Source organism: Paraflavisolibacter caeni (assembly GCF_025628885.1).
GTDB lineage: Bacteria > Bacteroidota > Bacteroidia > Chitinophagales > Chitinophagaceae > Flavisolibacter > Flavisolibacter caeni.
This window is the reverse complement of the sequence record NZ_JAOTIF010000001.1, coordinates 358,389-370,767: the sequence shown is the minus strand read 5'-3', so window position 1 is coordinate 370,767 and position 12,379 is coordinate 358,389. Positions and strand designations below refer to the sequence as shown.

The 12,379-nt window shown below is 40.7% G+C and carries 7 protein-coding genes; all 7 read right to left on the bottom strand.

What is annotated here, in order from left to right; translation table 11 throughout:
* Positions 1-54: 54 nt before the first annotated feature.
* A complete protein-coding gene (locus tag OCK74_RS01560) occupies positions 55-2,019 on the bottom strand; it encodes a T9SS type A sorting domain-containing protein (RefSeq protein ID WP_279295221.1) in 1,965 nt (654 codons plus the stop codon).
* A gap of 526 nt (positions 2,020-2,545) precedes the next feature.
* Positions 2,546-4,888 (bottom strand): N-acetylmuramoyl-L-alanine amidase, encoded by a 2,343-nt coding sequence (locus tag OCK74_RS01555; RefSeq protein WP_279295220.1) that lies wholly within the window; start codon positions 4,886-4,888, stop codon positions 2,546-2,548.
* A complete protein-coding gene (locus OCK74_RS01550; protein ID WP_279295219.1) occupies positions 4,885-5,247 on the bottom strand; it encodes a BlaI/MecI/CopY family transcriptional regulator in 363 nt (120 codons plus the stop codon). Before OCK74_RS01550 ends, OCK74_RS01555 begins: the two co-directional genes overlap by 4 nt.
* Positions 5,248-5,544: 297 nt before the next feature.
* A complete protein-coding gene (locus OCK74_RS01545; protein WP_279295218.1) occupies positions 5,545-5,676 on the bottom strand; it encodes a hypothetical protein in 132 nt (43 codons plus the stop codon).
* Positions 5,677-5,719: 43 nt separating this feature from the next.
* Entirely contained in the window at positions 5,720-7,663 is a 1,944-nt protein-coding gene (locus OCK74_RS01540; protein WP_279295217.1) for an adenylate/guanylate cyclase domain-containing protein, read from the bottom strand.
* Between the two features lie 65 nt (positions 7,664-7,728).
* Complete coding sequence (locus tag OCK74_RS01535; RefSeq protein WP_279295216.1) at positions 7,729-9,150, bottom strand: efflux transporter outer membrane subunit; 1,422 nt, start codon at positions 9,148-9,150, stop codon at positions 7,729-7,731.
* 38 nt (positions 9,151-9,188) lie between these two features.
* Positions 9,189-12,353, bottom strand: a complete 3,165-nt coding sequence (locus tag OCK74_RS01530; RefSeq protein ID WP_279295215.1) for an efflux RND transporter permease subunit — start codon at positions 12,351-12,353, stop codon at positions 9,189-9,191.
* Positions 12,354-12,379 lie beyond the last annotated feature (26 nt).

The following is a 12,379-nucleotide window of genomic DNA, read 5'->3' as shown; positions in this document are numbered from 1 at the left end:
TCAAATGTGTTGACACGGCACAGCATCCAAAACGCACATTTTAGTCAATAGCTATTACCTATTCAATAAAACTTTTTTGGTTAAGACTTCTCCATTAACAAACATACTTACCAGGTATATGCCATTGGTGAGCTGATCTCTTTCTACTCTAAGCTGTTTATTTTCTCCGGCATTTACTTCTGCTGAAAAAATATCTTTTATCAACTGTCCTTGTAAATTATATAATACTATTGATGTTCTTCCGCGTTTTGCCAACGCAAAATTTATGATCAGATCATTTTGAATTGGGTTTGATATGACTTGTAAAATATTCTCTTTAAGCTGTGGCTCCATAGGTGTACTTAGCGACAGGTTGGTACTAATATCAGGTCGGGCAACGATAATTTCCATTGTGTTGCTGATTGGAGTTCCCTGGAATGCTCCTATATGAAATGTGGTCTTGCCAACAAGGCTTGTACCCCAATAATCCCTGGTACCCACATTAATACTAAACAGATTTTTTAGGTCCAAGCCTTTATTAAGGAGACTTGATGTGGATTTCAGTTTATATCTTTTAAGGGTGGTCAATTTTGTAGCGTCGTTGAAAGTAACACCTAAAGTTGTATCAGCAAACTGGGCATCTGCTTGTAAACCTTTCGCAATTCCGTTAAGATATTCCTGTTTGTTACCTGTCCCAGTTCTCCAGGCAGCCAAAGAAGAATAAGTAGTAGCGCCCCAGATGATTTTGAATGTACCGCCTGAGGGCCAGTAACTGTTTCCCTGAAACAGGCAGGCAGATGTATTATAAGGAACATATACAAGAGGAACACCTCCGGTTGTTTGGAATATGTTGTTCCTCAATTTTATGTCTGACATCGGTCCGCTCCTGATATAAAATCCTTTAACTGAAGCGGTAGAACTAGGTTTAGTGAATATGGTATTATTATAAATTTTAACCGTCTGAATTCCAGTACTGGTACTTGAAGCCCAAATATGAATTGATCCTTGATCACCTTTACGACCATCATTTTCACTGATGTTATACCTGATGATGATATTTTTCATTACAGGTACTCCGTTATACTGGGCGAGAAGATATCCAGCTCCGTAGTTATCGTGCGAATAGTTATACTGCATGAATGAATTGGTACAGCCTCCGTCCAAATCAAATCCTCCTCCGTCCTTACTGGAACCTGTTTTGTTATGATGCGACTCATTGAACTGAAAGGTTACGCTATCTGATTCGTGGGCCCAAATTCCAACAGGGCCACCAATATTAGGAGCTTTATGCAGCCATCCATTGTTGTAGGATGTGCAATATTCTACAACTGCTACATCCACACCTCCTAATGAAATACCGCTTCCAGTAAGTTCTGTCGTTAGTTCTGCTATACCCGAATTATTATACACCTTATTATATCGTAGAGAAACGTTTCTGTGCGTATAAGGTTGCATGGCATAAAATTCAATACCAGCTTTACCATTATCATGGCAGTTACTATTAGTAATAGATACATCTTTAAAACCGCCTGCTGTGGCCCAACTGCCAATAGTAATACCTGCATTCCTGTATCCATACGCTTCTACATTCTGTATGCTCAGGTATGACAACTTTGTATTGGCTTTGTCCATATAAATAATTATGCCTGACTTTGTATTAGTAAGACGACCCGCTCCGGTAAAAACCAGGTTTTTAATAACAAAGCCCGCAGCGTTATAAATATATAATCCTGACAGTTTATCACTATTTATTGTTGCTTTACCAGTACCATAAGAACCAATTATAATTGGTTTAGTACTGGTACCAATGTCATTGTTTGTAAAGTTCAAACTTCCATAAAATGTTTTTCCTCCCTGAAACAAGATGGTATCTCTATTAAAATTTTTGGAGTTAACCTTAGAGATTGTTTTCCAGGGACTACTGGTTGAAGTTCCTGTGTTGGCGTCATTGCCAGAGGGACTTATGTAAAAAGTAATACTATAAGAATCAGAAGATAATAAACAGTAGGCTACAATTAGGCTAATGGAAAGGTGTTTCATAAAATACTAAATTGATGTTCAAATAAATAATGATACAATTGCATCTAAAGGGTTTGTCTGAATATAAAAGACCTGCTACTGGAGCAGGTCTTGCATTTTTATTTGGATAACAAAAAGTCACAAAATGCACCAGGAGTGTCGGTTTTGGAACAGTAAAAACATTTAATTCACGGGCAACAACAATCACTCCGAACTAGTGATGACAGCGTTGCGCACCTGTTTTTTTACTGCACACCTGAGATGGCCTTATAAGGCCATTGCTGTCAATAAACTTATAAGATGGAATGTATATATATGATATGAATCAATCAATTATAGCTGGACTATTTTTAGGGTTAAAAGAATTCCACACCCATGTTTAAAGTCTCATTATTTATTATGAAAATCGAAAATGTACTGAAATTGCAAAACAGTTACTAATTGAAGGGACAGTTAAACTGGGTAATTCTATGCCTATTTATTCTACAAATCTGGCAATAACCATAAGGGTCTAATATTACTTAACAAAGTAACCTACCTTCTGACTTCACTGCGGGCTTACTTTCGTAATAACGTTTAAACTATCCTTTCGCGGATTGTTTTCCTCCGCAACTACAAACGTAATCGGCTGTGTTTTATATGCAGTTACTATATGACCATTTTGCTTAGCAGGCACCCATTTAGGACCCTTTTCAATTAATCGTATGACCTCCTCTTCCATGCCGTATCCTTTTTTAGTTAGCGGTTCTATAGCTGATATACTGCCAGATTGATCAACAATAAACCTTACCAATACAGTATAGGTACCCGCAGGAGCTCCATTTGTTACAGGGACAGTAGCATTACAATTCTTTTGCAAATAACGCGCCCATGCCTCTATACCCCCAGGAAATTGAGGCATTTCTTCTGCTTTTTCAAAAACTATATTACCCGCATTGCTAAGTAAAGGATTGGCATCTGACTTCACCTGTGGGTTGGCTTTTATAATAACGCCTGAACTATCCTTTGGCAGATTGCCTTTATCCTCTATTACAAATGAAATTGGTTGAGTATAATAGGTTGCCACGTTGTGGCCATTTTGTACAGCAGGAATCCAGTTTGGTAAAAGTCTTATGACCCTAAGCGCTTCCTCCTCCATTCCATAGCCGTAGCGAGTCAGAGCTGTGAAATCGGAAAGCTTGCCATTTTCATTTATAATGAACCTGCACATCACATTATAGGTTCCCTTCGGAGCCTTATTGGCAACTGGAACGGAAGATTTCAGGTTCTTTTTGAGAAATTCTACTAAAGCATTTTCTCCTCCTGGAAATTGCGCAGGCTGTTCTACCTTTAAGAATACCTTATTTTTATTGGGTATTGTATCTGACACCGATTCCTGCACCATTTCACTATTAATCTGTCCGGCATAGCGTTCAATGGCGTTTAAAATAGCTTGAGCTACTGCCTTTTGATTGGCTTCTCTTTTTATAAATGCCATGTCCGTTTTATTTGTCATATAACCACATTCAACCAACACAGCAGGACAGGTATTTTTGTCCAGGACGTAGACACCAATCTTTTCCCTTTTTATTATTTCAGGAAAAGTTTTGTGTACAAGTTTTAATTGATCGATCAAAGCTGAACCTAAGAGTTCACTTCTTTGCTGAATAGCAAGGTTATTTCCGGAAATAAATACTTCCATACCATCTGATCTTTTTGCTTTTGGCGGGTTGGAAGAAGGTAGAGCAGCTACATGCAGAGAGATAAAGAGATCTGCCCTGTGTTCTGCTGCAATTCTTACCCGCTCTTCAAGATTCACAATGTTTTTGTCTGTCCTGGTCAGAATGATATGTAAGTTCTTGTTGGAATTTTCCTCCTTTATTCTCTTGGCGATCTCCAATACCAAATCGTCTTCGTAAATACCGTCAACTCTGGCACCATCAGGTTTGTTGCCCTCCCTATAACCATGCCCCGCATCAATGACAACCGTTATGGGCTCTTTGGCGTTCACAGCATTTGCAACCACTTCTTTTGTTTTCAGGGTAAAGGCAAGTCCAACAACGGCTAATACAGGCAGGGCCATTAACCGGGCGATATAGCTAAACCGCGGATTGTGATTTTTTGTAAGCATAGCAAGGCGTCGTTTTATTGAGGATTTAAAAAATGGATTCGTTAACTGGTGAAAAGCTCCGGGACAGGCAGCCTGTAGAATCATGGCAGCCAAAGCTGTGGCACCGGAAGAGCCTACTGATTTTCGGTCGGCTATAAATTCGTGGATCATGCTTAGCTCTTTTCTGATCAACCAAAAAACCGGGTTGCACCAAAAAAGGATCAGTATCAATTTCATGAGCAATTTATCCAGCGAATGTTTTTGTTGCACATGAATCATTTCATGCTGCAGGATCTGGCGGCCAGTCTCGCTCTGAAGATCAATATCAGGATTCCAGAAAATGTACCTGAAAAAAGAAAAGGGAGTACCTGGAGCATCCGTTTCAATAAGATTTACATTGCCACTCGTCTGAACAACATGGCTACGTATGAGCTTTTGCATGTTGAGCAGGGCACGGACAAACAGAAAGGCAAATACGATGGAAATAAGTATATAAACCAACTCGCCCAATTGTTCTCCAGACAACGTTGTATGCTGGTTAGCTACTGAAATCTCATCTACGTATTGATCAGCAGAAGCCACCACCTGCACAATTTGAATCGGGCCTTGTGGTGCCTGGGCTCTGTGCTCCATAATTGGGAACTCAAGACATGGTATAACCAAAGAAAGTACTGTAATGATGAGCAGATAAAACCGGTTCCACTGGTGAAATTCTTTACCCTGCAGGGCAATCTTGTAATAAAGAAACAGGACTGCAGAACAGATAAATACTTTCAGCAAGTAATAGGCAAAAGCAATCATTTCTTTGATTTTTTTAGTTGTTTTAAAAGGGCTTCCAGGTCCTCCAGGCTCAGGCTCTTTTCCTTCACCATAAAGGATACCGCATCACTGAACGACCCATCAAAATAGCCTTTCACCAGGCTCTTCATCGAAGCCTTGGAATAAGCATCTTTACTGATCAGGGGATAATACTGGTGTTGGCGGCCAAATGTTTTGATGCCTGCAAATTCCTTTTCGACCAGTATTTTCAGCATAGTGGCTACTGTATTCTGGTGTGGTTTAGGCTCAGGCACGGCATCCATCACATCCCGGATAAAACCTTCACCTATCTTCCAGAGTACCTGCATGATCTGCTCTTCGGCTTTGGTCAATGTTTTCATTTGTAATGATTTCGAAACGAAGCTAAAACTAAAAATTTAGTCATACAACTAAATTTTTAGTTTTAAGAAAAGAAATTTTCAAAACTCGTAAATCAATTACCTTATTGCCCAAAAGCTTGTTTAATCAATATTTAAGATTGGCTAGTTCTTAATTGGAAAATTGTTTACAGAGAAGGGCTAGAAATATTATATGAAAGAAGAAACAATGACAATATTCGAAAGATAAATTACTTATTAAAAGACTTAGAATAATTGACTAAAAAAAACAGAATAAGTGCCTCCGGCCAGGTTTTTCATTTAATCGCTACTTGAACTATCACAATCAGAGGAACTATCGGAAGAACTATCAGAATCATAGCTATCCCAACCGCCTGAATTATTATCATCCCAATCACCCGTAGCACCGCCTCCACCACGAGGATTTGGCATTACGTAATGGCAGGATTGTAGTAAAGATTTAGTTGTAATGGAATTAAACCTGGGCAGCTATTTGTTCCAATCTCAGTATTTTATTCTTCAATGCAGCAACACGCGGATCATCCGTAATACCTTTCATTACTGGATGTTCAAACATATAATTGATCGGGCCCATCTTTTTTTCGAGGCATTGGTTTAAGTAATAAAAAACTTTATCCTTATCCCCTAACGCCCACCACACCATTAGAAGATCACCGTCAATTACCGTATCAGGTTCCTGTCTTTGCCTTTCTTCCATCTTAGCAATAATATCAAGGGCCTTTTCTCTTTGACCTAGTTTGGCGTATGCAAATCCAATCGGCGCTAAACCTTTATAGGTATGCCGGTGCACCCGTTGTACATCTTTGAAATACTCAAGCGCTTTTTCCCAATCGCCCTTCATTCCCACACACCATCCCTTAGTTTCTTTAACAATCCTCAATTGCGGGTTTATTTCTAATATTTGGTCTGAAATTCTGATGGCATCGTCATAACGTTCATTAAAAAGATAAGCCTCAGCAAGATGATGATTCGTTATGGGTGAAAGTGGATCAATTTCTATAGCATGCTCCATCGTCTCCAGCGCCTCTTCTTTTTTACCCACTATTAAATAATAAAGCATTAATACCTGATAAGCTCCCATTGAAGCAGGGTTCAAATGAATGGCTTTTTGAAGAGACTGATAGGCTGCATCCCATTTCCTGTCGAAAAACAAAAATGCACTGGCCTTTGCTATATGGCTTTCAGGAATGCTGTCATCAAGTTGCATGGCTTTTTCACTAAACCTGTGCACAATATCAAAAGCTTTTTCAGATTTCAACTGTCCGGTAGCACCGAGATAAGAATAGGCAGCAGCAATCATGGCGTAAGCCTGGGCATATTCCGGCTCAAGTTTGATCGCCTGCTCAAAACATTCGATTGCCTTGTAGGCATCCGCCGGAGTTATCTTGTTCCAATAATGAAGTCCTTTGAAATAAAGTATATAAGCTGTAGGATTTTGAGTTGAAGTCTTTACGAGATGTTCTTTTTGGGAGGCCAAGGATAAGTTTTCCCGCAGCCGGTTGGCAATAATGCTGCTGATTTCGTCCTGTATCTGGAAAATATCATTAAGATCTCGATCATAGTTTTCACTCCAAATATGATAACCATCCGATACATTGATCAATTGAGCGGTAATCCTTACCCTATTACCAGCCTTTCGCACACTACCTTCAAGTATCTTGTCAACATTAAGCTTAATTCCTATTTCCCGAATATCATCATGTTTGCCTTTGAAAGCAAATGAAGAAGTACGGGAAATAACCTGTAGCCCATCAACTTTTGTAAGCGCATTCAGTAATTCTTCTGTAATGCCATCACTGAAATATTCATTTTCCGGATCGGGACTTATATTTACAAATGGTAAAACGGCAAGGCGGTTGGATGGCGGTTTTAGTTTTCCTTTTAATTCACTACGCACAGGGACTGTAAGCCCAGGGTTCGAAATCGCAAATATCCTTACTGGATTCTTTACATTCTTTAACTCGAAATAGCCCAGTTCATGTGTTGAAATGTCATGTTGGTTTTTCAAATCATCGATTACCTTTTCCGTAATAAACACACTCCCCGGTACGGCAAGTGATTCAATTCGTGAGGCAAGATTGACCCCATCACCATAAACCAGATCCTCTTCAATGGAAATATCGCCAGTATGAATGCCAATTCTCAAATCCACTTTGGGTGCTTGCTGCAATTGCCTTTGAATTTCTATTGCACAGTTTACCCCGTCAATCGCACTGCCGAATATGCTTAGTGAACCATCACCATAATATTGCAGAATTTTCCCGTTGAAGTCCCGTACAGATCCTTCCAGCACTTCTTTCAGTCGTTGCCGGTTGTTTTTTGCCAGTTCTTCGTTCTCCTGCATCAATGCAGTGTAACCCACCATATCTGCAAACATTATAGCTGCAAGCTGACGCATAAGTAAAATTAAGAAGATTAGAAAAGTAATGTTTAACGAACCTGCTCCTTCAACTTAATGCAATATTACTTCCACCCTCCGCCCAAAGAACGGTATAAATTTACCATTGCACCCAATTGCTGGCGCTGAATGGATGCCAGGTTCAACTCAGCCAGTATTGAACTTCTCTGTGCTATGATTACTTCCAGGTAATTAGCCATATCACTCTTGAACAAGAGGTGAGCATTAGACACAGCATATTTCAAAGTATCTACCTGGCTTTTTGCAATCTGTTGCTCTTGTTTTAATTGCTCCACTTGCACTAATGCATCTGTCACTTCTCCTGTCGCTAACAGAACGGATTGTCTGAATTGAATGACAGCCTGCTCTCTTTGCAGTTTCGCTATTTCGTATGCCGTTTTTAGTGCTCTCCTTGCAAATATTGGTTGCGAAATAGTACCTGCCGCCAAACCAAATAAAGAACTAGGAATCTGGAACCAATTATTGGATTGGAAGGACTCTAATCCCCCGCCCGCTGTGATGTTCAGAGCAGGGTACATATTTGCCTGCGCCACACCAACTTTCGCATTAGCTGCTATTAACGCCATTTCCTGTGACCGGACGTCGGGCCTTCTACTCACCATAGAAACCGGCAATCCGGCAGAAAGATGATCTGCCATTGAAACTTGCTGTAATGATGTTCTACGTAAAGGTGTACCAGGAAGTTGCCCTGTTAAAATATGAAGAGCATTTTCTTGCAGGGCGATATCCTGTTCAAGCAGAGGAATTAACAATGCTGTAGTTTGCCTTTGTGATTCTGCTTGCTGGACAGCTAATGAATTGCCAATGCCTGCATCCTTTAGCAACCGGGTAGCCTGTACAAATGTATCATTTAAAGCAAGGTTCTTGTGGGTTATTTCCAATTGCTTATCAAGCATAAGCAGGTTGAAATAACCTTGTGCAATATTTGCTACGAGCTGAGTCTGCACCGCCTTCGCGGCCTCATAAGTTTGAACGTACTCTGCAAGAGCTGCTTCTTTTTGCCGGCGTATTTTTCCCCAGACATCAATTTCCCAGGACATACTGACAATAGCCAGATAATTTTCAAGATGACTTTTACCCAAAAAGCTCTTTGTACTGATTCCTGTTAAACTGTTCTTTGAGGGATAATTATATTGACCTGTTACTTCGAAGTTGAATTCGGGCAGTTGCAAAACTTTTGATTGTTTTAGCTGTTGCTGCGCAATATCAATTCTTTTTATGGCAAGTAACATGTCGTGATTATAAGTAATTCCTCTCCCTATTAAATCTTGTAAAATAGTATCGGCAAAAAACTTTTTCCATTCTATATCAGCTATACTGCTGGTATCAGAAAAACTTACCGGATTGAACTGCTTTGGTAATTCTAATTCCGGTTGTTGATATTCTTTTCCTACCCTGCATGATGAAACGAAAATAATCAGTAGAAAAAGACCGAAATATAATTTATAGTTGATGCTATGTATCATATACTACGTAGTTGATTTCATTGAAAATATTATTCTACTCAATGATTCATAGTGGAAACATCTCTATGATTTGGCCTACCTACAACTTTCTCTTGCAGGTATTGAAAAATAACAAACAATACAGGAGCGATCAATACTCCGAGAATAACGCCGGAAAGCATACCGCCTATAGCGCTTATACCGATAGAATGATTTCCGAGGGCAGAAGCGCCGGTAGTCAATGTCAATGGTATCAATCCTACGATAAATGCAAGAGAAGTCATCAAAATGGGACGCAGCCTGAGTCTTGATCCTTCCAGGGCAGATTCAACAAGCCCCATACCGGATCTTCTGCGCTGTACAGCATATTGAACAATCAGGATCGCATTTTTCGCCAGCAAACCTACGAGCATGATCATGCCTATCTGGACGTATATATTGTTATCAATGCCAAAAAAGCGAATAAATGAAAACACGCCTAATATCCCTGTGGGAACCGTTAAAATAACAGCGAGCGGCAGAATGTAACTTTCATACTGGGCACACAGCAGGAAGTATACAAATATGACACTGAGCAAAAAGATAAAAGCTGTTTGGCTACCTGTTTTGACTTCTTCTTTTGTTACACCTGTCCATTCAAAGGCATATCCTCTGGGCAATACCTGTTTCGCAGTTTCTTTAATAGCTTTAATGGCATCACCTGTACTATATCCCGGTTTGGGTAAACCGTTGATGGCAACTGCATTAAACAGGTTGTTACGTGTTACTGTTTCCGGACCAAACACACGTTTGAATGACACTAATGTTTTAGCCGGCACCATTTCACCAAGGTTGTTCTTAACATAGATGCCTTCCAGTGAATTGGCGTCGGCACGATAGGGAATATCAGCCTGCGCCATAACGCGGTAATATTTTCCAAACCGGTTAAAATCTGAAACAAAGCTGCTCCCATAATAAATCTGCATGGTTTGCATCAGCTCGCTGATAGATACGCCTAGTTGCTTTGCCTTTATATTATCCACTTCAACCATATACTGAGGGTTGCCTGAGGCAAAGGTTGTAAAAGCATATGCGATTTCTTTCCTTTGCATCAGGGCGCCGATAAAAGCATAAGCCGTATTGCCCAAACGGTCTAAGGGACCATTCGTCCTGTCCTGCAGCATAAATTCAAAACCGCTCACATTACCAAAACCCTGCACCGTGGGAAAGTTAAAGAAGAAGGTGTTGGCGCCTTTTACCTGGCTTACCTTCTGAGTTAGCATACCGGCAATCTGCTCTGGATTTTTCAAGGCCCCTCTTTTATCATAGTCTTTCAGCCTGATAAACCCGGCGGCGTAAGAAGAGGCATTGGAAAAGCTGATAAAATTCAGCCCATCAATAGTATATAGGTGATCCGTCATTGCCTCCTTTTGGATAATAGTGTCAATAGCTTCTGTAGACTGGCGGGTTCTGTCCAACGAACTGCCGGGAGGAGTAGTAACGGCATACAAAACAAAACCCTGATCTTCTGTAGGAATAAACCCGGTCGGAGCTTTATTTGCCAACCAGAAGCTGGTAGCTGCTACAACCGCCAAACCCGTTAGAGCGATCCATTTGTGACGGATCAAAAATTGCAGGCTCTGTATATACCGGTTTGTTATGGCGCTAAAACCAGCATTAAAACCGTCGAAGAAACGCCCTGCAAATCCTTTGTTCGTCTTATGCACATTTCCTTCCTCATCACTATGCAGGTTTTTCAAAAACAACGCACACAAAGCAGGACTAAGCGTTAATGCATTTACAGCAGAAATTAAAATGGCGATAGCAAGTGTAAATGCAAACTGCTTGTAAAACACACCTGCAGGACCCTGCATAAAACCAACTGGCACAAACACCGCCGCCATTACCAGCGTGATGGATATGATGGCGCCTGAAATTTCATTCATGGATTGTATCGTAGCTTCCTTTGCAGGCAGTTTCGTTCGCTCCATTTTGGTATGTACAGCTTCCACTACTACAATGGCGTCATCCACCACAATACCAATTGCCAATACCAATGCAAATAAAGTAAGCAGGTTAAGTGTAAAACCAAACAACTGCAAAAAGAAAAAGGTACCAATAATGGCAACAGGTACGGCAATAGCCGGGATCAAGGTAGAACGGAAATTCTGAAGGAATAAAAATACCATGATAAATACCAGCCCGAATGCGATAAGCAAAGTTTCACGCACCTGGTAAATTGACGAATCCAAAAACTCTTTGGAGTTATACATAGTGGTGGTCTTTACACCTTTGGGAAGACTGGTAGAAAAATCATTCAGCAATTTCTCCACCTCTGTCAGGATATCGTTGGCGTTGGATCCGGCTGTTTGAAAAACGGCAAAACCAGACACCGGCTTTCCATCCATCCGGCTGTTCGAAGAATAGGTATAAGACCCAAATTCTACACGGGCCACATCCTTCAAACGGAGCATTGAACCGTCAGGATTTGCCTTAATGACAAAATTTTCGTAGTCTTCATTTTGGCTTAGCTTACCCTTATACTTAAGTACGTATTCAAATGTTTCAGGGCTGCTTTGGCCCACGCGTCCAGGAGCTGCCTCCAGGTTTTGATCCCTGATGGCATTCAACACATCCTGCGGAGAAAGGTTGTTTGCGCTCAGCCGGTCGGGCTTCAGCCAGATACGCATGGAATAATCTTTGGTACCAAATACCAAAGCCTGTCCCACACCGGGCACACGTTGTACCTGGGGAATAAGATTTATTTTTATATAATTTTCCAGGAAAAGTTCATTATACTGCTTAGGGTCGTCACTTGATAGTGCCACAAACATGATGATACTGTTCTGTACTTTTTGCGTGGAAATACCCGACTGGATTACTTCCTGCGGTATTTGACTAACGGCTTTGGATACACGGTTTTGCACATTGACAGATGCAATATCGGGGTCAGTGCCTTGTTTGAAGTAAACGGTCAACGTCATGCTTCCATCGTTACTGGAGTTGGAAGTCATATAGGTCATGTTTTCCACGCCATTGATGGCTTCTTCTATAGGAGTAGCTACTGAACGTGCCACCACTTCGGCATTGGCGCCCGGGTAAAATGCCGTTACCTGTACACTCGGCGGCGCAATATCGGGAAACAAGGTAACCGGTAATGAGAATAGTGATAACCCGCCCAACAAAAGCAGAATGATAGATATAACCGTTGATAAAACGGGCCTCTCAATGAATCTTTTAAGCATGAGCTTCCATTTTTGTCTTTTGATAA

Coding starts and splice junctions, on each gene's coding strand:
- OCK74_RS01530 (WP_279295215.1), bottom strand. CDS start 12,353: ATGCTTAAAAGATTCATTGAGAGGCCCGTTTTATCAACGGTTATATCT.
- OCK74_RS01550 (WP_279295219.1), bottom strand. CDS start 5,247: ATGAAAACATTGACCAAAGCCGAAGAGCAGATCATGCAGGTACTCTGG.
- OCK74_RS01545 (WP_279295218.1), bottom strand. CDS start 5,676: ATGCCAAATCCTCGTGGTGGAGGCGGTGCTACGGGTGATTGGGATGAT.
- OCK74_RS01555 (WP_279295220.1), bottom strand. CDS start 4,888: ATGATTGCTTTTGCCTATTACTTGCTGAAAGTATTTATCTGTTCTGCA.
- OCK74_RS01540 (WP_279295217.1), bottom strand. CDS start 7,663: ATGCGTCAGCTTGCAGCTATAATGTTTGCAGATATGGTGGGTTACACT.
- OCK74_RS01535 (WP_279295216.1), bottom strand. CDS start 9,150: ATGATACATAGCATCAACTATAAATTATATTTCGGTCTTTTTCTACTG.
- OCK74_RS01560 (WP_279295221.1), bottom strand. CDS start 2,019: ATGAAACACCTTTCCATTAGCCTAATTGTAGCCTACTGTTTATTATCT.